Origin of the sequence: Methanosarcina sp. 2.H.A.1B.4, assembly GCF_000979385.1 — an archaeon.
Classification (GTDB): Archaea; Halobacteriota; Methanosarcinia; order Methanosarcinales; family Methanosarcinaceae; genus Methanosarcina.
Genome location: NZ_JJOV01000034.1, coordinates 1 through 21,205, shown reverse-complemented (window position 1 = coordinate 21,205; position 21,205 = coordinate 1). Strand labels below are relative to the sequence as shown.

The 21,205-nt window shown below is 42.1% G+C and carries 18 protein-coding genes; 16 read left to right on the top strand and 2 right to left on the bottom strand.

Annotation, left to right across the window (positions count from 1 at the left end; translation table 11 throughout):
• Positions 1–95: 95 nt before the first annotated feature.
• From EO92_RS05810 to EO92_RS05770, 9 genes are all read left to right on the top strand, one after another.
• Positions 96–647 carry a V-type ATP synthase subunit E gene (locus EO92_RS05810; protein ID WP_048169986.1) on the top strand — a complete coding sequence of 184 codons (552 nt, stop codon included), beginning with the start codon at positions 96–98 and terminating at the stop codon, positions 645–647.
• 6 nt (positions 648–653) lie between these two features.
• Positions 654–1,736, top strand: coding sequence for a V-type ATP synthase subunit C (locus EO92_RS05805; RefSeq protein ID WP_048169985.1), 1,083 nt, complete (start codon positions 654–656; stop codon positions 1,734–1,736).
• Positions 1,736–2,038 carry a V-type ATP synthase subunit F gene (locus tag EO92_RS05800; protein WP_048169983.1) on the top strand — a complete coding sequence of 101 codons (303 nt, stop codon included), beginning with the start codon at positions 1,736–1,738 and terminating at the stop codon, positions 2,036–2,038. Before EO92_RS05805 ends, EO92_RS05800 begins: the two co-directional genes overlap by 1 nt.
• The gene (locus EO92_RS05795; protein WP_048169981.1) at positions 2,029–3,765 is read left to right on the top strand and encodes an ATP synthase subunit A; all 1,737 of its coding nucleotides are present in this window, start codon (positions 2,029–2,031) and stop codon (positions 3,763–3,765) included. Before EO92_RS05800 ends, EO92_RS05795 begins: the two co-directional genes overlap by 10 nt.
• A gap of 2 nt (positions 3,766–3,767) precedes the next feature.
• Positions 3,768–5,150: an ATP synthase subunit B gene (locus tag EO92_RS05790; RefSeq protein ID WP_048169979.1), complete on the top strand. Its 1,383-nt coding sequence runs from the start codon at positions 3,768–3,770 to the stop codon at positions 5,148–5,150.
• 5 nt (positions 5,151–5,155) lie between these two features.
• Positions 5,156–5,788, top strand: coding sequence for a V-type ATP synthase subunit D (locus EO92_RS05785; protein WP_200895057.1), 633 nt, complete (start codon positions 5,156–5,158; stop codon positions 5,786–5,788).
• Positions 5,789–5,794: 6 nt separating this feature from the next.
• On the top strand, positions 5,795–5,968 hold the full coding sequence (locus EO92_RS18225; protein WP_048135980.1) for a hypothetical protein: 174 nt from the start codon (positions 5,795–5,797) through the stop codon (positions 5,966–5,968).
• A gap of 129 nt (positions 5,969–6,097) precedes the next feature.
• On the top strand, positions 6,098–8,404 hold the full coding sequence (gene hypF, locus EO92_RS05775) for a carbamoyltransferase HypF (RefSeq protein WP_048169978.1): 2,307 nt from the start codon (positions 6,098–6,100) through the stop codon (positions 8,402–8,404).
• Between the two features lie 158 nt (positions 8,405–8,562).
• Positions 8,563–9,018, top strand: coding sequence for a DUF1699 family protein (locus tag EO92_RS05770; protein WP_048135976.1), 456 nt, complete (start codon positions 8,563–8,565; stop codon positions 9,016–9,018).
• A gap of 81 nt (positions 9,019–9,099) precedes the next feature.
• Here the strand turns inward: EO92_RS05770 and EO92_RS05765 are convergent, their stop codons facing one another.
• Positions 9,100–10,599, bottom strand: a complete 1,500-nt coding sequence (locus EO92_RS05765; RefSeq protein ID WP_048169976.1) for a hypothetical protein — start codon at positions 10,597–10,599, stop codon at positions 9,100–9,102.
• Between the two features lie 1,000 nt (positions 10,600–11,599).
• On the opposite strand from EO92_RS05765, the gene EO92_RS05760 reads away from it, so the two are divergent.
• The 7 genes from EO92_RS05760 (at position 11,600) to EO92_RS05730 (ending at position 20,401) form a co-directional block, all read left to right on the top strand.
• On the top strand, positions 11,600–12,394 hold the full coding sequence (locus EO92_RS05760) for a corrinoid protein (RefSeq protein ID WP_048169974.1): 795 nt from the start codon (positions 11,600–11,602) through the stop codon (positions 12,392–12,394).
• A gap of 73 nt (positions 12,395–12,467) precedes the next feature.
• Positions 12,468–13,502 (top strand): uroporphyrinogen decarboxylase family protein, encoded by a 1,035-nt coding sequence (locus tag EO92_RS05755; RefSeq protein ID WP_048169972.1) that lies wholly within the window; start codon positions 12,468–12,470, stop codon positions 13,500–13,502.
• Positions 13,503–13,718: 216 nt separating this feature from the next.
• Positions 13,719–15,086, top strand: a complete 1,368-nt coding sequence (locus EO92_RS05750; RefSeq protein WP_048169970.1) for an MFS transporter — start codon at positions 13,719–13,721, stop codon at positions 15,084–15,086.
• Between the two features lie 211 nt (positions 15,087–15,297).
• Positions 15,298–15,528 carry a hypothetical protein gene (locus EO92_RS05745; RefSeq protein WP_048169968.1) on the top strand — a complete coding sequence of 77 codons (231 nt, stop codon included), beginning with the start codon at positions 15,298–15,300 and terminating at the stop codon, positions 15,526–15,528.
• A gap of 700 nt (positions 15,529–16,228) precedes the next feature.
• Positions 16,229–17,083: a winged helix-turn-helix domain-containing protein gene (locus EO92_RS05740; RefSeq protein ID WP_052733606.1), complete on the top strand. Its 855-nt coding sequence runs from the start codon at positions 16,229–16,231 to the stop codon at positions 17,081–17,083.
• A 1,753-nt stretch (positions 17,084–18,836) separates the two neighbouring features.
• On the top strand, positions 18,837–19,028 hold the full coding sequence (locus tag EO92_RS05735) for a hypothetical protein (protein WP_048135965.1): 192 nt from the start codon (positions 18,837–18,839) through the stop codon (positions 19,026–19,028).
• Positions 19,029–19,993: 965 nt separating this feature from the next.
• Positions 19,994–20,401: a DUF1699 family protein gene (locus EO92_RS05730; protein WP_048135963.1), complete on the top strand. Its 408-nt coding sequence runs from the start codon at positions 19,994–19,996 to the stop codon at positions 20,399–20,401.
• Between the two features lie 387 nt (positions 20,402–20,788).
• On the opposite strand, the gene EO92_RS05720 is transcribed toward EO92_RS05730, so the two are convergent.
• Positions 20,789–21,130 carry a HAMP domain-containing histidine kinase gene (locus EO92_RS05720; protein WP_048169966.1) on the bottom strand — a complete coding sequence of 114 codons (342 nt, stop codon included), beginning with the start codon at positions 21,128–21,130 and terminating at the stop codon, positions 20,789–20,791.
• Between the last annotated feature and the right edge of the window lie 75 nt (positions 21,131–21,205).

Here is a 21,205-nt window from a genome sequence, read left to right as displayed (position 1 = left end):
TTCCCCTTAGGTATCGTTGCACTCTAAGAAGCTTAGAGTTTCTGCTCTAAGCTTTAGAGCACTTTTTTGCTCTATATTTATTTGGAGGTGTAAGCATGGGACTAGAGATCGTTATAAAAGACATCCAGGAGGGTGCAAGAGCCGAGGTTTCCCGTCTAAAAACCGAAGCCGATGCAAAGGCATCCGAGATTACAAATGAGGCTAAAGAAGTACAGAAGAAGATGCTCGGGGACAGCCTTGCCAAGGTGGAAGAGGACCTCCAAAAGCTGCACCAGCAGGTTATCTCAAGTGCAAACCTGGAAGTAAAAAGAATTACGCTTAATAAGCGCAAGGAACTTCTAGATAAAGTTTATAGCCAGACCGTTGAAAGCATCAAGTCAATGCCGGCGTCCAAAAAAGAAGAGCTATTGAAGCATATTATCAATAAATATGAAGCTAGCGGCGCTAGAATTTATTCTTCTAAGGCTTCTGAAGAGACTGCCAGGGAATTATCTTCATTAAGTTATTCTGGTAATATAGACTGTATCGGCGGCGTTGTTATTGAAAACGAAGACAGGACAATCAGGTTAGATTTCACATACGATTCAATCCTGAAAAACGTGTATGAGCGTTCATTGAAGCAGATATCTGATAATCTATACGGGTGATGTTCGATGCGGCTTTTGGAGAGACTCTGGGGGACAAAACCCTCCCGAAAATCCGATAAAAAGAAAAAAGGCACTTCTAACTATGCTTATGCCGTAACCCGTGTCCGTGCGATGAAAAGTAAGCTGCTTCCTAAAGAAACGTATCCACGGCTTCTCAATATGGGGATTGATGAAATCACCCGTTTTATCCAGGAATCTGAATACAAAAACGACGTTGACGAACTGGCAATGAAATACAGCGGTGGCGATCTGGCAGAACATGCATTAAACAGGAATCTTGCGCTCACCTATGATAAGTTGCTCAGGATCACCTCAGGAGAATTGAACTACCTGATCACTGCATATCTTAAAAGATATGACATCTGGAATATAAAAACGCTTCTCCGTGGTAAAATTTACAATGCACCCGTTGAGGACATCCTCGAGTCTCTGATTTCTGCCGGGGAGTTTACCTATACCCTCCTATCAGAACTTGCAGCCAAGGCCACATATCAGGAAGTCATTGATGCCCTGAAAGAGACCGACTACTATCCCCTGCTGCAGGAGTTTGACGGGACCAACCTGGCATATATAGAAAACGAGCTCGACAAGGCGTATTATTCAAGCCTGTTTGATGCAATCGGAAAACCAAGATCCAAGGACCGTAAACTCTTTGTCAGATTCATCAAACTCGAAGTCGATGTCAAGAACCTGGGTACCCTTTTCAGGTTGAAAAGAGCAGGAGTCGAGAAGTCTGATGAGATCATGCCCCTTATGATCGAAGGTGGCCTGGAGCTGAAGTCCGAGAAACTGGCACCGCTCCCTTATGAACAGTTTGTCGATGAACTTCGAAAAACTCATTACTGGGATGCAATTTCAAGTGTCGAGGGTCTGGAGACGGCTTCTCTGACTATCGTTGAAAGCAGGCTCATAAGGTACTCTCTTGAATCTGCAACCACTTATTCGCATGTATCTCCGATCTCAATTGTAACTATTATGGACTATATTATCCATAAAAGTAATGAGGCCAACAACCTCCGGATTATTTTCAGAGGCAAGGAGGCTGGTCTCGATGATACACTAATTAAAGACCAGTTGGTGGTTATCTAATGGAATTGGCAGTGATCGGAAAGAGCGAGTTTGTCACTGGATTCAGGCTGGCGGGTATCAGAAAAGTCTATGAAGTCGTTGATGTCCCAACCACTGAGTCCGCGGTAAAATCGGTGCTTGATGATAAGAGTATCGGGATTCTTGTAATGCATAATGATGACATTGGTAATCTGCCGGAACTTTTAAGGAAAAACTTGAATGAGTCTGTCCAGCCCACAGTAGTAGCTCTTGGAGGCAGCGGAGCGGGCTCGAGTTTAAGAGATAAGATAAAACAAGCGGTAGGTGTTGATCTGTGGAAGTAAAAGGTGAAATTTATCGTGTGTCTGGGCCTGTCGTCACCGCCATCGGCTTGCAGGCAAAAATGTATGACCTGGTCAAAGTCGGTAATGAAGGTTTAATGGGTGAAGTCATCCAGATATTAGGGCCCAAGACCATCATCCAGGTATACGAAGAGACTGCAGGCATCAAGCCCGGAGAGCCCTGTTATTCTACAGGTTCGTCTCTATCCGTGGAACTTGGTCCGGGTCTTCTTTCCAGTATTTATGATGGGGTTCAGAGGCCTCTGCACGTCCTGCTTGCAAGTACGGGCGGTTTCATTGGCAGAGGTGTTACTGCAGATGGGCTTGACCACAAGAAACTCTGGGAATTCAAACCCATTGTCAAAAAGGGCGATTCCGTAAAAGGCGGAGAAGTAATCGGTGTTGTACAGGAAACCGTGAATATTGAACATAAGATCATGGTGCCTCCCGACATCTCCGGTACAGTTGCCGACATCAAGAGCGGGAACTTTACGGTAGTAGACACAGTCTGTACCCTCACTGATGGGACCGAATTGCAGCTGATGCAAAGGTGGCCTGTCAGGAGACCCAGACCTGTGAGGCAAAAACTTACTCCAGATAAACCTCTGGTTACAGGACAGAGAATCCTTGACGGGCTTTTCCCTGTGGCAAAAGGTGGAACTGCTGCAATCCCCGGACCTTTCGGATCGGGAAAGACCGTTACTCAGCAGCAGCTTGCAAAGTGGAGTGACACTGAAATTGTGGTCTACATCGGTTGTGGTGAGCGCGGAAATGAGATGGCAGACGTTCTGAGCGAATTCCCTGAACTCGAAGACCCTCAGACAGGCCGCCCACTGATGGAGCGTACTGTTCTTATCGCTAACACTTCAAACATGCCTGTGGCTGCAAGAGAAGCATCTGTGTACACCGGAATTACCATTGCAGAATACTTCCGTGACATGGGATTAGACGTCTCCCTTATGGCAGACTCCACCTCCAGGTGGGCAGAAGCTATGAGAGAAATTTCCTCCCGTCTGGAAGAAATGCCTGGTGAAGAAGGTTACCCAGCATACCTGTCTGCAAGGCTGGCCGAGTTCTACGAGCGTTCCGGTGTTGCTGAATCTCTCAACGGTGCGAAAGGTTCTATTACTGTCATTGGAGCAGTATCCCCACCTGGCGGTGACTTCTCAGAACCTGTTACGCAGAATACCCTGCGTATTGTGAAAGTGTTCTGGGCTCTCGATGCCAAGCTGTCTCAGAGACGTCACTTCCCGGCTATCAACTGGCTGAACAGTTATAGTCTGTACAAGGAAAGCCTTAACAGCTGGTTTACAGATAACGTAGCTCCTGATTATGTGGCTATGAGGGAAAGGGCAATGGGGATGCTTCAGACAGAATCCGAACTGCAGGAAATCGTGCAGCTCGTAGGTTCCGACGCTCTGCCAGACGATCAGCAGCTTTTGCTTGAAATTACCCGTATGATCAGGGAAATCTTCTTGCAGCAGAACGCATTCCACCCAATAGATACCTACAGTCCATTCTCTGAGCAGTACAGGATCATGCAGGCAATCATGAAGTTCGGTGATGCTGCACAGGAAGCTTTGAAATCAGGTGTTCCCGTCTCGGAAATTATCAAGATGGACTCTAAAAATGAGCTTCCCAAGGTCAAGTTTGAGGAGAACTTCGATGCTTCTATGAATGCTGTCCTGGCAAAGATGGATAAAGAGTTTGCATCCCTGAGAGGTAGGTAAACATGGTAAAAGAATATAAGACAATAACTCAGATTGCAGGACCTCTAGTCTTTGTTGAAAAAACAGAGCCTGTAGGCTATAAAGAAATCGTTACTGTCAACCTGCCTGACGGAACCACCCGCAGAGGCGAGGTGCTGGACTCTTCAGCGGACATAGTGGTTATCCAGATTTTTGAAGGTACTACTGGTCTGGACAAGAATTGCGGTGTAGTTTTCACAGGGGAAACCCTGAAGCTCCCTGCATCCATCGACCTTCTCGGTAGGATCCTTTCAGGTTCAGGAGAACCTCTTGACGGCGGGCCCAGGATTGTTCCTGACCAGCTTCTGGACATCAACGGAGCTGCAATGAACCCATATGCCAGGTTGCCTCCAAAGGATTTCATCCAGACTGGCATCTCCACAATCGACGGAACAAACACCCTGGTTCGTGGACAGAAGCTGCCTATTTTCTCCGCTTCAGGTCTCCCACACAACGAAATTGCCCTGCAGATCGCAAGGCAGGCGGCTGTGCCTGGATCAGAAGCGGCTTTCGCAGTAGTTTTCGCAGCAATGGGTATTACCAATGAAGAAGCCCAGTACTTCATGAGCGACTTCGAAAAGACCGGGGCTCTTGAAAGGGCTGTTGTGTTCCTGAACCTGGCAGATGACCCTGCTGTCGAACGTATCGTCACTCCGCGTATGGCTCTGACTGCAGCTGAATATCTAGCATATGAACACGGCATGCACGTTCTTGTCATTCTGACTGATATTACCAACTATGCAGAAGCTCTCCGTCAGATGGGCGCTGCCCGTAACGAAATCCCTGGCCGCCGTGGATATCCAGGTTACATGTACACTGACCTTGCAACTCTTTACGAGCGTGCAGGTATTGTCAAAGGCGCAAAGGGATCAGTTACTCAGATTCCGATTCTTTCTATGCCTGGTGACGATATTACCCACCCGATTCCTGACCTGTCCGGATATATTACTGAAGGCCAGATTGTGGTTTCAAGAGAACTGCATAGAAAAGGTATCTATCCGCCAATCAATGTGCTGCCATCCCTGTCAAGGCTGATGAACTCCGGTATCGGAGCAGGCAAGACAAGGGAAGACCACAAGGCCGTTTCTGACCAGATGTATGCAGGTTATGCAGAAGGGCGTGACCTGAGAGGTCTCGTGGCTATCGTCGGTAAAGAAGCTCTGTCTGATAGAGATGTTAAATTCCTTGAGTTTGCCGACCTCTTCGAACAGAATTTCGTTACACAGGGCAGAAACGAAAACAGGACAATTGCAGAGACTCTGGACGTCGGATGGAAGATTCTTGCGCACCTACCTGAAAACCAGCTGGGTAGGATTGACAACAAGTACATCCAGAAATACCATCCTGCACACAAAAAGGGTCAGTGATTGTCATGGCTCAAGACGTAAAACCAACTCGGTCGGAGCTAATTGAGCTCAAGAAGAAAATCAAGCTCTCTGAAAGTGGGCACAAGCTCCTTAAGATGAAGAGAGATGGTCTTATTCTTGAGTTCTTTAAGATTCTTAACGAGGCAAGGAACGTCAGGACAGAGCTGGATGCCGCTTATGAAAACGGTGTGGGAAAAATAAATCTCGCCTGTGCTGTTAACGGAATGGTTGCTGTTAGGTCAACTGCTTTTACAGCAAAACAATCCCCCGAAATCCAGCTTTCAGGGCATAACATCATGGGTGTTGTGGTGCCAAAGATCAGCTCTACTGGAGTTCGCAAATCCCTCTATGAGAGGGGTTACGGTATCATCGGTACAAACTCGTATATCGATGAGACTGCAGAAGCCTATGAGGATCTGGTAGAGAAGATTATTACCGCTGCAGAACTGGAAACAACAATGAAAAGGCTTCTTAATGAAATTGAGAAGACCAAGAGGCGTGTAAACGCTCTCGAATTCAAAGTTATTCCCGATCTCATTGCAACCATGAAGTACATTCGTTTTACCCTTGAGGAGATGGAAAGGGAGGGTACTTCCCGGCTGAAGAGAGTCAAGGAGAGAATGAAAAATCAAGCTTGATTCAAAATGGCAGGATGCGACGATCAATCAAATATGATTGAAAGAGCGGTACTTAAACTGGGTGAACCCGAAAACCAGGCTCGTCTGCTGCAGGCAGCCTGGCTGATCTCCCTTCTAATGATGGTTTTCGGGTTCATTATTATCTTAAAAACGATCTTTCCAAATTTTACCGTAACCTGAACTTCAGGGCGGTTATTTTTTCTGAATTCGGCACAACATATTATTTTTTTAGGATTATTATTTCTCTTTCTCTGGTCTGCTTATTATTAGAAAGCTATTTTAACGACGAATATCAATCCTAATTTCCTTATGCAAAACGAAGCCAGACTTCTTCATGTGACCGGCACAGTGCAGGGTGTCGGCTTTCGCCCCTTCATATATCAGCTTGCAAAATTCCACAGGCTTTCAGGGCACGTGAAAAATCTTGGAAACCATGTGGAGATCCTTATCGAGGGAAAAAAGGCAAACCTTGAAAGTTTCCTTAATGACCTTCCTGAAAAAAAACCTCCACTTGCCAGGATTACGAATATAGAAATAAATACTGTCTCTTTTTCTGGCTGTCCGGAGTTCGTTATCATTCAGAGTGAACCCGGAACGTTTGAAAATTCCATAATTCCTCCTGATACGGCTATCTGTGAGGAATGCAAGCTGGAAATCTTTGATCCTTCTTCCAGGTACTATCATTATCCTTTTGCCGTCTGTACAAACTGCGGCCCTCGCTATACAACAGTTCGTGCCCTTCCCTATGACCGGGAAAATACTACAATGGCAGATTTTCCTCTTTGCAGGGAATGTGAAGTAGAATATACTGATCCTCTCAACCGGAGGCATCATGCCCAGCCTGTCTGTTGTCCGAAATGCGGGCCGGAAATCTGGCTTTCGGATTCTCAGGGAAAAGTGCTCGCAAAGAGTTATGAAGCAATTGCAAAAGCTTCTGACCTTCTCCAGCAGGGCTTAATTCTTTCTGTCAAGGGGTTCGGAGGTTTTCATATCGTCTGCAATGCCCGAAAGGAAGAGCCCGTGCAGGAGCTTAGAAGGAGACTTGGGCGTTCGGAGCAGCCTTTCGCGGTAATGGCAAAAGATCCAACGGTTGTCGAGTCCTTTGCAGAACCTGGAGATGCAGGTCGGAAATGCCTCATATCTTTCCGCCGCCCTATAACCGTGCTTCCCAAATCAAAGGAGTTCAAACTGGCAGAATCAGTTTCTCCGAACCTGCATAACATTGGGGTCATGCTTCCCTATACAGGCACACAGAACCTGCTTTTTGACCTCATGCCGGATTCTGTATACGTTATGACTTCGGCAAACCTTCCCGGAAGGCCCATGGTTGTTGAAAATGAAGAAGCACTTGAAAAACTCAAAGGGATTGTGGATTTTCACCTGTTGCATAACAGGGTTATTGCAAACAGGAACGATGATACGGTTATCCGGGTTGTGAACGGAAAGAAGGCTTTTATCCGGCGTTCCAGAGGGTTTGTTCCTGAACCTTTGGAGTTGCCTTTCGAAGTTGGAGCTTCTGCGGGAGTAGGAGCTGAAATGAACTCGACAGTAACCCTTGCAAAAGGAAAATTGGCTTACATCTCCCAGTATATCGGAAATACCAGCTATGTGGAAACCTTCAGGTATCATTCTGAGGTTTTCCAGCACCTGGCCCGGCTTACGGGTATAGACCCTCTCAACTGGGGCTGTGACCTTCACCCTGCTTTTAGTACAACCCGTCTTGCAATGAGCAGGGGTGGTAAAAAAACACTTCAGGTCCAGCACCACTACGCCCATATCCTTGCCCTCATGGCGGACAATTCTCTGCCAGAAGACTCCCGGGTCCTGGGAATTGCCCTTGATGGAGCCGGGTACGGCAGGGATGGCACAGTCTGGGGAGGGGAATTTTTGGGGTCATCGTATTTCGGATATGAACGTCTGGGAAATCTGCTGTCTCAGCCTATGCCCGGGGGAGACCTCGCAGTAAAAAATCCTTCCCGCATGGTTCTTGGTATGCTTTCAGGGAGGCTTGGAGAAGCAGAACTGGAAAAACTTCCTCTTTACTTTCCCAGAGGCAGGCAGGAATTTTCTACAGTTATGCAGCAGCTTCAAAGAAATATCAATGTTACTATGAGCAGCAGCGCAGGGAGAGTGCTGGATGCGGCTGCAGCGCTTTTGGGCATATGCAGAATGAGGACTTATGAGGGAGAGCCGGCAATGAGGCTTGAGTCTGCAGCAAAGAAAAGTGTTCACAGGCCCGACCTCCCTCTGGTTTTCAGAAAAGGGGGAGAATCCGGAGCCCATATACTTGATACGACTGAGCTCCTGCTGGGGGTTTATGAACTCTCCGGGGGAATGTATTCCCCTGCTGATCTTGCGTTTGCCGTTGAAGAGAACCTTGCAGAAGGAATCTCGGAAATTGCCATCTCCCTCGCTGCGAAAAATGGGTTTGAAAAGGTCGGTCTGAGTGGAGGGGTTGCCTACAACGACCATATCACCTCATGCATTGCAGGAATTGTGAAGGAAGAAGGCTTTGAATTTCTCACACACCGCCATGTTCCGTGCGGAGACGGTTGCATTTCCTTTGGGCAGGCTCTAGCAGCCGGGCTTAGAACAGATTCCAAAGGAACTCAATGATGTCAGAAGCACTTAATTCCGCCGACAGGAAATTTTCTTTTGCCCTTATGATGATTCCTATCTGGAGTTTACTAATTCAACATACTGAAATTTGATCCGAAAAACAGAAATACAAAATTAAATAAATGATCCATGCTTACATAGGAGTGGGAGCATAAATGGGGCTAGGTAGTATACGGATTAGAGTGGTAACCAGCAGGGATGAAATCCTTAACCTGGAACACGGGGAGAATGCAGTGCATCTTGCTTTTAGGCCCTCGGACAGGGATCTCTTCAGTCTGGTCAAGACCTGTCCTGGAATTGAAATTCTTCAGCTTCCCGCATCTTCCTATGATGGACTTTCTAAATTTATTAAAATGTACCTTGAATCTTCAGGAATTCACCTGGTAAAGGGGGATGTCAGCGGGCACTGGCATGACCTTAATAATTATTTTGTAATACCTTCTTATGTGCTTGAAAAGATAAAGGAACTGGAGGTTCAGGGGAGAACTGAAGAAGAAATAATCGGGGAGATAACAAGTCTCAGGAAAATCAGCCCTGATATGGTTCTTCACCTGCTTCATAGTTCTTTTCTTACTACATGCCCCGAAAGGCCTGGACTAAACAAAATTTAATCGATTTTAAACAAATGTTATATAAAGAAAGTCTTTTTGTTAAGGAAGTCTTTTTGTTAAGGAACTATTTTTATTTCGGGCTTACAGGCGTTTCCACCATTTCTTTGAGGCTTTCTGTTCTTCTATCTGTCTTAATCCTTCAGCTTCAAATTTCTGCTGCATTCTGTACTTCCTGTTTTCGTCATTGAGCCTGGAAACTTCTTCTTCTTTGCTTACAAGTGTTCCTTTGATCTGTTTTATTAACTCGTCTTTTTCCCTGAGCTGCCCTGCCAGTTTTTCTTCTCCTTCATATCCTGAAAGTTGTTTTTCAAGCTTTTTGACTTTCTCGTTGCTTGCGGCAAGCATGGCTTCTAATGTGTTTATCGTTCTCTCTTTTCCGGTGAGTTTCTCTTCAATACTCTTTACTTCCCCACTCTTTGCAATAACCTCTTCGGCAAGAATCTTAAGGTCCTTATCCTTTACTGAGATGCTTTCTTCAAGTTTTTCCATGGTCCTTTCTTTTTCCAGGAATTTTTCATGAAGTGCTCTTATTTCCTCAGCTTTTACTTTGAGTGCTCTATCAAGGTTATTTCTTTCATTTTCTTTTTCACTCAGTTCTGACTCAAGTTTTCCTATTTCCGTATCCTTATCGGCAAGTTTTTCAAGGAATTCCTGAAGCTTTGAGTCCTTTTCCTGAATCCCCGTTTCAAAAACACTTATAGCCTCTTCTTTTTCGTTCAGTTTGAGTTTAAGTCCTTCAATAATGCTGCTGTTTTGAGTAATCCGGCCTTCGAGTCCTTTTATTGCTTCATCTCTTTGAATAAGCTGATTCTCCAGATTCTTTACAGCTCCATCTTTTTTAGCAATGTTGTCCTCAAGGTTTTTTATTTGTTCGTTCTTTTCAACGATCCCCTTCTCAAGTTCCCCCAGTTTACCTTCCTTTTCGAAGACAAGCTTTTCAAGTTCTTTGAGTTCTACTGTTTTGCCTGTGAACTGTGCATCAAACTCTTTTATTCTCTGCAGGCTTTCTTCAAGTTTTATTTCCAGGCTTTTTAACTCGGTATCTCTGTTTGAGAGCTGGGGGTAAAGAGAAGTTATCTCGGCTTTTTCTTTACTTTCCTCCATTGATGGAGTAAAAGAAATATCTTTTTCAGGACGATCTTTTTTGGACTCAGAGGTTTGAAGTTCTTTTTTTTCCGAAAGAAGGCAGAGCTGTCCTCTTGTGTTTTCACAGATTTCAGCCCAGGCAAGAATTGATGCTATTGGCGTCATCCTCTTAAATACGCTATCTCCGATCTTGCAGCCGTAGACTTTACTGGCAATATAACCTTCCATAGTATTCAGATCAAGGTTCGGATCTCCCAGCCTGGAGTTTGTTGCATTTCCTTTCTTCGCCTGCCCCCCATTTTCCTGCAAAAAATTAATGGCTTCGGAAAATATTTCCCAGGGGAGAAATGGCTGATTTTTCAGGTTATCAACGTAGATTCCGTCTTCTTCAGCTCGGGCTTCGAAGAACTGCTTCCCGCTCATAAGTGGAATCTTTACCGGATTTCCTTTTTTATCAAACTTATTTTTTATTTTTGCAACAACAGGGTCTTCCATGCATGGGCCTCTCAACAGTCTTAGTTTCTGGGATATAATAAGTATAACATTTAATAAAAGTTATGTTATTTCCTATTAATTTTATAGAGCAGAGAGTCAGTGATTTGCAAACATCAGATTTATTCTCCGTCACGCCAGGTTATTATCTGTAAGGAATTTTTAGTTTGGAGGGCAGTATGCACTGCCGAAAACTCTGGAGCATAATAAAAGGTCCTCGAATGCCTACTAAAAGGTTCTCAAATTGAAAAATATGACTTAAAACAGCAGGCTGAAGCCCGAATATCCGTTCTCCTCTCGATACTTATATATACTTTGTAACTATGAGGAAGGTCAGTTACTAAATATAAATCTGAAATTTATATTTATAGTTCTATTTGGAATTCAATATCAGACCGAAAATCAACACCACGCTGGAAAATCAACGTCGTTGATATTGTAAATGGGGCTATTAATTCATCAAAGCTTGAAGGTTTTATAGAGAGATACTTCAAAAATTAACCTGTTTATTTTTCAGGGGCTCTTTGTTTTTTAAATGGCTGTTCATTATATTGGATATATATAATTTTTAATATATACAGTGCTTTTTTTATCAGGACCGTCTTTTTATTAAAGTTATGAGTTTTTACGATGACGGTTATTATATCTATTTTTGAAACAATATTTAATTGCTTTCTGTTGGAAGAAGGAAAAGATCCGGATCTTTACCCTGTACAGCTTCAGATGCAATATGGAGTATCAATAATTGTGGAATATTATTCGTTGTGGAATATTACCCAAATTTGACAGATCCTACTAACTAATACAGTCTTTCCTCTCTACAAACGTATTGTGGCGGCACAATGCTGTTTGAATAATGACAAATATCACTATCCAAAAACACACGATCTAACTTTGAATTGTAAGAGGAAAACAGAATCCTGAAGTCCATTAATACATTATAATATGTATTATTCTGTCAAATTCGGGATATTAATGAGCAAATCGAACCAGAGGTATAAAAATGGATGATCTACCAGAAGAAGTACAGGAATTAATTGAAGAACTGGATGAGGCAGCAGAAGATGAGGACGAAGATACAATCAAAGAGCTGACCCAGAAGCTTCTGGAGACCGGGGCTGATGTGGAAGCAATTACCCTCAAAAAACTTTCTCTCCTGGTAATGGAAGGCGAGGAGGAAATGACCCGGGGCTGGACAGAGGTGGCAATTCAGATCGGCATAGACCCTTTCAAGACTCTTATAGAGGGTCTAGCAGCAGGTATGAGTCTGATTGGGAAAAAATATGAACAGGGAGAAGCTTTTGTGCCCCAGCTTCTTATCGCTTCGGCTGCAATGTACGGCGGGATGGACCTTCTTGCTCCCTATATGAAGCAGGATGAAAACAGCAATTCAAAGCCAGTAACAGTCGTCATAGGAACGGTTGAAGGTGATGTCCATGACATCGGGAAGAGCCTTGTAAAGACCCTCCTCAGTGCAAACGGTTTCAACTGCGTGGACCTTGGAAACGACGTGCCTGCCTCCAGGTTCATTGAAGCTGCCAGGGAGAATAAGGCAACAGCAGTTTCCATGAGCACTCTGATGACCACAACCATGGCCGAAATGCCAAAAGTACTCCAGCTACTTGAAAATGAAGGCATCAGGGACAAACTACTGGTGATGGTGGGCGGCGCTCCGATCACAGCCGGGTATGCAGCCCAGATAGGGGCAAATGTCTCTCCTCACGATGCAGCAAGTGCAGCCAGCTGGCTGAAAGAATCAATTGTTAATTTCCCATCTGAAAGTGTGAGATGGGATTGAACTTTAAACAGGTGTTTGAGAATTGACCTGAGAGTTAAAAACGCATAAACGGAGTAAAAAAAGGAGAAAAAACATGGTATCTGAGATGACCTCAAAAGAAAGGGTCCTTGCAATGCTCGACAGAAAACCTGTTGACAGGGTCCCGGTGATGACTGGTTCTGCTATGGTCAAGGAATATATAGAGAAGAGCGTGAGTTCCTGGCCGGACTATCACTGCGATGCAGAGATGATGGTCAATACTGTAAGCCTGATGCATACTGACGCCGGGCTTGATAATATTGTGCTACCTTTTGGTATGTTCATAGAATCCGCAGCTCTTGGCCTTGAAGTGAAGATGGGAAGGGTTGATATTCAGCCTTCGGTAAGGAGCTTTTTCAGCAAGCCTGAAGAGGTAAAATATGACAATTTCCTTGAAAATAAATATGTAAAAACCACACTTGACGCCATCAAACTCTCAAAGGAAAAATATCCTGATGCAGCAATTACTGCTTTCCTCGTTGCTCCCATAACTCTTACAGGAGACCTCATGGGTGCAGAGAACCTTTCCATGCTCAGCATCAAGTGCCTCCAGAAAGAAAAACAAATGCAAAAAATGCAGGACTGGCTTTCGATAGCCCTGGAGATTAACAGGATCTATGCCGAGGCCTGTGTCGAAGCCGGAGCTGACGTACTATACTATTCGGATGCATCGGCATCTCCTAACCTGGTAATGCCTGAGTTCTACTACCAGGTAGCCGTCCCTGCTGAAAAAGAGATCGGTGACTTTGTGCACCACCTTGGATGCCCCTGGGAACTTCACATCTGCGGAGATACTGTCCCGATCATTGAAGGGATGGCTTCCACAGGCGCAGAATGCCTCAGTGTGGAACAGGCTGTTAATATGAAGGAAGCAACCAAGATCGCCGGGGATGTGCCTGTTGTCGGGAATGTGACTCCTCTCCTGATGGTCGAGGGCACGGAAGAGCAGATTATTGACGAAACAAGAAAAGGGCTTGACAGCGGAGCAAAAGCCAGCATGCTCGGATGCGGAACCCCACCCCTGAGTACTTCAGACAGGCTCAGAACCTGGGTTAAAGCTGCAGCTGACTGGTCTGCAGACAATCTTTGATAGTACATTGAAAGAAGTACGAATTAACCTGTTTGAAGAAGAAAGCTGTCTCAGGAAGAGATCTATCTCAAGAATAATGGATTTTTTAGTATCTTCCTGAGGTCCGAAACTGAGGTATATGTTTCAGGCCAATCTTTTTTAAGATGCCTGATTCAAGTACCTTATTTACTCTTGTATTATCTGTGTTCTAAATTATTATCATTGAGAGCGATGGCTATGGAAATTGATCAAAATAAAATAAGCAAAGTAATGAAATATCGCTGGGTGGTGTTTATTATTCTCGCCCTTGCATATTTCTTTGTGTATTTCCACCGCGTGTCTACCGCAATAGTTGCGACTGACATTATGAATTCTTTTGGAGTGGGGGCTGCATCTATAGGGCTGCTCGGTTCAGCCTACTTCTATGCTTACACGGCAATGCAACTTCCAAGTGGGATTTTAAGTGACAGTTGGGGTGTAAAAAAGACTGCCTGGGTCTTCACACTGCTCGCCGCAGTTGGAGCTGTTCTTACCGGAGTTGCTACCAACTTCACTATGGTCCTTATCGGAAGGGTTCTCATAGGAATCGGAGTGGCAATGGTCTACATTCCTGTAATGAAGGTGCTTGCCATCTGGTTTAAAAAGAATGAGTTTGCTTCAATGTCCGGAGTCCTGCTCGCAATTGGAAACATAGGAGCCCTGAGCGCCGCCGGTCCCCTTGCTATAATAGCAGCATTCTTTGGAGATTGGCAGAAAGTCTTCCTGATGCTGGGTGTATTTTCAGGGCTGCTCGCATTAGCTATCTTTTTGCTGGTTAAGGACAAACCCGAAGATATGGGCTGTCCGACTATTGCAGAAATCGAAGCCTACGAAAAGGGTGAAAAATACATTCCCCCGAAAGCCGTTGCAAAGATTCCGATGGGAGAAGCCCTCAAGCAGACTTTCAGCTCCGGAATGAAGTTCTGGCCTCTGTCCATCTGGTTCTTCTTCATGTACGGAAGCCTGATGGTCTATCAGGGATTATGGGGAGGTCCCTTTTTCAGGGATGTTCTCGGCTGGGACAAGGGAACCTATGCAGGTGTCCTTTCCTTCATAGCAATAGGTATGATTTTCGGCTGTCCGATTGCAGGTTACCTCTCTGACAAAGTGCTCAAGTCCAGAAAGAAAGTCCTTATTGCAGGCACTGCAGTATATATAGTGCTCTGGGGAATCATCTGGTCCCAGGCAGGAAACATTACCAGTACTGCCGCATACACCCTCATCCACTTCCTCTTCGGGTTCTTCGGGGGTTTCTTCGTCGTATCCTATGCCCAGATAAAAGAATGGTTCCCTCCATCGATCATGGGGACTGCAACAGGTGCGTATAATATCTTTCCCTTCCTTGGCGGAGCCATTTTCATGACAATAACCGGGAAGATGATGGATGTCTCTGATGGAGCTGTTGCTTCCGTAGCCCAGTACAAATCCGTCTGGCTCCTCATGTTCGCATGCATGATATTTTCCTTCCTATGCCTTCTGGTTTCCAAGGAAAAAGGTGCAGAAAAGGCTACAGCTCCTGTAAAAGTTACAGAAGCCGGAGATTCGCCGGTTGGATCTCATAGATGAGGTATAGATAAACAAGGAATCGAGAAAAAGGAATCGAGAAAAAGGAATCGAGAAAAAGGAATCGAGAAAAAAGGAAGGTATCAGAGACAGGGCTGGCCTGTAAACAATAGTTAATTATGTGTTCAGGCTAGCCAGTTGGGGAGTGGGATTGATGTTATTCTCATAACCTTATTCCTCAACCTTTTAATAAAGAAATTCAAAAGTTTGCCCCATGGTTGAGATTAAACTTCAGAAGTGTAAAACCTCCAGAGTAAAAAACACGCAAATTTTCCAGAAGATAGAGAAAGAGTTTCCAGTGCATCCAAAACCACTCAGTCTTCCCGAAAATACCCGTATTCATTCAGAAATCAAGGTAAATGGTTCTTCGCGCATTTTGCGGGAGCAGTTAGTTTCCAAAAATGTGCATAGGCTTTTAGAAAAGCAGAGTGGTTTCAGACACTGAAATGTGTCCAGTAAGTTTGCAGTAAAAACCTGCAAAAAGGCGAAGAGCTTCATTTACATACTTCCTGGCAGGAGCCGGTCAGGTTGTACAGTGTTTCACGCTGATGGCAGTATACTTCTTGCTTCTCCGAGATATACTGTCATCATATATCCCCCAAGTAGGCCGTAAGACCTGCAGTACTCTCTCTGCGCAGGCACAGATTTCCCATTTTAATGTGCTTGCGCAGGCTTATTTATCTGCAAAATCTTCATTTCTGAGGTTTTCATGGCTGATCTCCTGAAATATTTGGTAAAATATTCGGAGAATAAGGGACACGGGATAATCGTTTAACCCGAATTTGACATGATAATACATTTCATAATGTATTAATGGGTTTCATGATTCTGTTTTCGTCTTACAATTCAAAGTTACATCGTGTTTTTTTGACTGTTTGCCTTTTCCTTTTTTATCAACATTATGCCGATACAATGCGTTTTATGTGGGGAAATAATGTATTAGTTAGTGGGGTCTGTCTAATTGGGGTTTAATAACCTTTTGATACTTTAAAAATAATAACTTTTTAATATCAAGATCCCTATATTAGGTTGTTTATAAATTTCAATTAATATTCCTTATTCTCTTCTGTTAATATTCGATAGCGTTGTTCCTTTCAGGCTGTCGTTTTGCCCTGAAGGTGGTTATAAGTTCCTGGTGATTGAGATTGGACCCATCATGCCTGATAAAAACAATCTTCTTATCTGAAAAAAGAAAAAACGTACTGGTTCTTCTGTTGAAAGAAGGACCCAAGAACATCGATGAAATAAAAGAGGCTCTTGATGTCAATTCAAGTGCTCTTATGCCCCAGATTAAGAAACTTCTTAAATGGGATCTCGTAACCTATGATCCCATTGAAGACATGTATAAGTTGTCTGATATGGGGGTTCTTATTGTAGAAAAAATAGAGGAATTTCTGAATATTATCAACATTTATGCAGAAAACCATGAGTACTGGGAAACCCGTGACCTTAGTGAGATCCCGTATCATATGAGAAAGAGGATTGGAAACCTGAAGCATTGTGAGCTTCTGGAAGCAGACAGAGATTGTCTCTTTGAGTTCCATCCGAACGTTGTCGAAAATGTTCTTGCTTCAAAATATGTTATGATGGCAAGCTCCGCCTTTCAGCCTCAAACAGTCAGCATCTTTTCAAAGCTTCTCCAGAAGAACGCAAAGGTCTCTTTCGTACTTACGGAACAGGTTTTTGATAAGTTTTTCGACGATTTTCCGGATCAATTTAAATGTTTCCTCGGCCACGAAAATATGAATATTTCCATGCGCAGCGGACATATTGGCCCTCTTACTCTTGTTGTAACGAACACCTTTATGGCTCTCTGGCTCTTTGACAAGAATGGGCGGTTTGATGGGACTATGCTTATAAGTTCTGAGGAGAGCGCCCTCAAATGGGGAAGGGAACTTTTCACTTATTACTCCAGCATTTCAAATATGGTCTATATTGACCCAGATTCCGGGAAAATGGAGTTTACTGGTTATAATATCACAAAAGCCAATAAATTCTAATTTTTTCAATATTTTTTGTTTTTACCTGTAGATTTCTCTCTATTTACACTTCATACTTTCTAAGTTTCGATATTTTTCCCCGTGTTATGTAAGGATTGGTCGGTCTTTTCAATATGCTGAGGGACGCTCTTATCATATCTCTTTAATGAAGATATTCTAAACATTAAATAGAATTCTACAACGCAGGCTGTCTCAAAACTACATTTGATTCTACAATTCTGATAATATATTCTACTATTAGGTTAATCAATACCTGTATTTTAGACTAATTCCCTTTTTTAATTTAAAGCCATTGTTGTCCATTATCCAATTGTGAAAATGGGTTGAGTTTTGAGATAGCTTCAATGGAATAATTGTGAAATTTAGAGAGCTAATAAGCAGATCGAAAGAGTTCAGATCTGTAAGACTAATCATACAAGAGGTATTCAAACTGACAAGAAAGCATACTCTAGTGTCGCGTCAATCCTCAAAGATTTAGTGATTCTAAATAGTTGCAATCAATTTTATACGACCTTTTACTGTTGATGTGATACTAGGGGGATTACACAGATAGATGAGGAGGTATGTCCATAAGTATCGTTTTTTAGCTGTCTTTTTGGGACAACTGTAATCTATGGGATTAATAAAAGAAAGGAATTTCAAGTAACTTCTGAGCAAATAAATAAATTAAGGAGTGTATAAAATTCATTTTTCAAAAAATTACTATTATTATTAAAAATCTATTTTTTATATCATACTATATTTAGTTTCTAATAATTTTTAGAAAGATTTATATAAAATATTTACATAAGTTAAATCATATTATCTCCAGAAGATAATATAAAAAATATGTACTATATTAAATAGAGAATATTTATGACCCCCCTCGTAATTTGCCTGGTGGCGAATTTGCGGTTTGCAATTAATAGGTATATTTCTGATGCTCCGGGCTGACTTACCAGTTCAGGTAATAAAAATAGGGTTAGTTCGTAATTCCCCCTACTGCTGCGCAATAATAATGGGATTAAGATTTATCGCTTCAGAGGTCGAAGCTACCACACTCCTGCCAGAAAAGGCTTAGGGAGGATGGCTTTCTTGTCCACTAATCTAGAATAATATAGATCAGGTTGATTAAATATCGGAGGTGAGGTGAAAAGCAGTTTTGCATATATGAACTGTACAAAAACTGTATATTTTTTACAGTCTTGTTTTATTTAATTTTGAAGGGATAATTAATTTCAGTATTTCTCGACTGTTTATAGGATTGTGTTCTAACTAACTGGAATCTACTACAACTCACGAACTTTAAAAAATTATTTAGTATAATATAATTTTTGATGTCACCCCCTGTACATCAACGAGAACCAGATAATCAATTGAGGAGGAAAACTAATTTGGGAAAGTTTAGGGTAAGTGCCTGGGTCGTAGATCTGGTTTTTATGCACATTTTATTCATTGTGATCCTGTGTATAGTCTACTATTTCATCGTACCAGTAATAGTTCCGGGTTGATTGCAGAGTAAATGAATATCAGACTAAAGGTATCATCTTTAAATTCAAGGGAGAATTTTCCAATCAGAAAAATATGCAACAATTCTATCGTACATTTGTGAAGTTGAATGTGCCTTTTGAGCATGTTTTTCATACCTTGTTAAATTCTTAAATTTTCAGTAAATATGTGAAATTTACTTTTACCCCTACAATTTGAAGATGATGCGACTAAAGAGTTGTATATACTCAAAAAGGATATAAAATCGGATTCAAGGTGGTCTCAAGTGATAGAAGGAATGAAATCTCAGATAGGCGACAATGGCGCGAAAAAAAGGAAACAAGAGCCGACTAATGAGGATGACAGACCAAACGGAATGAAGGCAAAAGGTTACTATCTTGATGTGATCTTCATTCAGCTTTTGCTTCTGTTACTTCTTTATGGAGTAGCTAAATTTGTTGTGCCGATGCTTTCTTGAAGTTCTTCAATTTGACTGAAAAAGGTGCTGGTTTTCTTCGGTGAAGTTTTTCTATCTCTTCCCGAAGCAGTACCACTCTATTTTAAGTGGATTTTCCTTCCGAGAAAGGAGGGCGAAAGCTCCTATGCTTTAGCTTGGAGATGAACCCCGTTCACTTCCCCAACATTCTTTTCATCATCCGCTACCCATTATATTCTTCAAACCCTATTCTCGGTTCTGCAGTTCCTGTAGTTCTTCCTGACACTGTAGCTCTTCTGAACTACTGTACTAAATGGATAACTTTATTAAAGATTGTTCTATAGATAACAGACTAAAGTAAGATCCAGGGAAAACCGATACCTGTTCAGTTTTCTCCAGATACCCTTCTTTTATTTAAAAAAGAGTGTCCAATTGAATACAGAAAAATTCGGTTCTGAAAAATGCCAGGAGACTATAAGAGTTCGCTGAAGTTTTAGCTGGAAATTAACACATTTTAGGAATTATATATGTATAATCCGGATAGTTGAATATATCTGGATAGTTGAATATATATTCTCAGTTTAACCATAACTTTATAATAGTAAATAAGTGGAGGATTGGATCTATTGAGACCTTTAGCAAATGAGAGATCCAAAGAATGTATTCATAATATGCCGGTTTCAGCTGGAATTTATCAAGTTACATAACAAAATATTGAAAATGCCCTGACCTGCGACAAAACAAATATTGTTTTGATAATATTCTGATTTTTTGTTGATTTTGTTCCTCATGCTTTTCAGAATGTCTGAGTGACTATTTATTCATTTGCTAAATTAACATGTGCTACTCATATCGATTTATATTGTTGGTTTATAAAATATACAAAAATAAATGAAAGAATGTAAATACTAGTTCTCTCTAAATAAATCCTGTAATTATAGAAAAATATTTAATGAAGAATTTTTTACTATCAAATAAAAAAAATCAATAAATAGGGAGGACAAACTTTGAAAATAAGGGTTGTGAGTTCTAGAGAAGAAATCTTTACTTTAAATCCAAACGAAAGAATAGTTCATCTGGCTTTTAGGCCTTCGAACAAGGACATTTTTTCCCTGGTCGAGAACTGCCCGAAGATTGAGGTTATACAGTTACCGAAATCATACAGGCGCACGGTCTCAAAGTCCATAGAAATGTTCCTTGAAATGCAGCGTATCCAGCTCATAGAAGGAGATGTCTGGGGCCACAGAAAGGACATAAACGAATATTACCGTATTCCTACCTCTATAATTGAGGAGATAAAGGAACTGAAGATTGAAGGTAAATCCACTGAGGCTATTGAAGAAAAAGTCTCAAGGGAAAGCAAACTGAACCCTGAAATGGTTGCTTACATCCTCAGAAAGGATGTTAGTGCATGAGCCTCTGAAACATATTTTCAGGCTCTTCCCATTTTATTTTCTTCTAACTTCTATTGCTTCGTAATTTTTATTATTCTTTTATTGATGTTAATTTTTAAGTTTGATGTTTTACAGTTTTATTACTTTTCAAGTTTTGTTTCGTTTTTATTTTTATCACTCTTTATTTTTAATTACGTTTTTATTTTTGTGATTTTTGTACACTCGTATAAGGGTAATATGCGGCTTTAATTTTATAGCTACTTTTTTATAAAACAAACGTAAGCTGAGAGGGTAGTTTTTGTAACTTACGGCATTTTCCGGTTTGAATAGAATACCACCCTCCACTCCTGCGGCTTTCCGGCAATTTAACATGTAACAAAACCCCACAATTTTCGACAGCCACACGGCTTATATGGCTAATTGCATCCCAACTTTGACAGTTAAAAGTAATATAAGTGAAGACAGGAACAAATTCCCTGTCTGTCTTTTATCCCCGATAATTATATGGTCTTTCGGATCAAGGGGGAGCACAAATGTGAAAATCCTACCTTCTCCAACTTTTTTTTCAACCCGGATTTTGCCACCGTGCTTTGGCAGACCGGACTTTGATAACCCCATGCCAGGAAACAGTTGATGATATAAAACGGAAGAGATTTTTACATATTTAATAAGGGTTTGAATTGTTTGATTTTGTTTCTTTCTGGGTTTGACGGGATAGCTTTTGTTCTTAGAGGCTGTCTGAATATTCATTTTTCATTCGGGTAAAGTTACTATATTAGCCAGTCTTCTGCTCATTATATGGATCATAGCAGCATAAATGAAGGC

What these genes read in the sequence shown, in the direction of transcription:
- EO92_RS05755 (WP_048169972.1), top strand. Translation starts at nt 12,468, where the DNA reads ATGGTATCTGAGATGACCTCAAAAGAAAGGGTCCTTGCAATGCTCGAC.
- EO92_RS05800 (WP_048169983.1), top strand. Translation starts at nt 1,736, where the DNA reads ATGGAATTGGCAGTGATCGGAAAGAGCGAGTTTGTCACTGGATTCAGG.
- EO92_RS05745 (WP_048169968.1), top strand. Translation starts at nt 15,298, where the DNA reads ATGGTTGAGATTAAACTTCAGAAGTGTAAAACCTCCAGAGTAAAAAAC.
- EO92_RS05765 (WP_048169976.1), bottom strand. Translation starts at nt 10,599, where the DNA reads ATGGAAGACCCTGTTGTTGCAAAAATAAAAAATAAGTTTGATAAAAAA.
- EO92_RS05720 (WP_048169966.1), bottom strand. Translation starts at nt 21,130, where the DNA reads ATGAATATTCAGACAGCCTCTAAGAACAAAAGCTATCCCGTCAAACCC.
- EO92_RS05810 (WP_048169986.1), top strand. Translation starts at nt 96, where the DNA reads ATGGGACTAGAGATCGTTATAAAAGACATCCAGGAGGGTGCAAGAGCC.
- hypF (WP_048169978.1), top strand. Translation starts at nt 6,098, where the DNA reads ATGCAAAACGAAGCCAGACTTCTTCATGTGACCGGCACAGTGCAGGGT.
- EO92_RS05760 (WP_048169974.1), top strand. Translation starts at nt 11,600, where the DNA reads ATGGATGATCTACCAGAAGAAGTACAGGAATTAATTGAAGAACTGGAT.
- EO92_RS05805 (WP_048169985.1), top strand. Translation starts at nt 654, where the DNA reads ATGCGGCTTTTGGAGAGACTCTGGGGGACAAAACCCTCCCGAAAATCC.
- EO92_RS05750 (WP_048169970.1), top strand. Translation starts at nt 13,719, where the DNA reads ATGGAAATTGATCAAAATAAAATAAGCAAAGTAATGAAATATCGCTGG.
- EO92_RS05785 (WP_200895057.1), top strand. Translation starts at nt 5,156, where the DNA reads ATGGCTCAAGACGTAAAACCAACTCGGTCGGAGCTAATTGAGCTCAAG.
- EO92_RS18225 (WP_048135980.1), top strand. Translation starts at nt 5,795, where the DNA reads ATGGCAGGATGCGACGATCAATCAAATATGATTGAAAGAGCGGTACTT.
- EO92_RS05770 (WP_048135976.1), top strand. Translation starts at nt 8,563, where the DNA reads ATGGGGCTAGGTAGTATACGGATTAGAGTGGTAACCAGCAGGGATGAA.
- EO92_RS05790 (WP_048169979.1), top strand. Translation starts at nt 3,768, where the DNA reads ATGGTAAAAGAATATAAGACAATAACTCAGATTGCAGGACCTCTAGTC.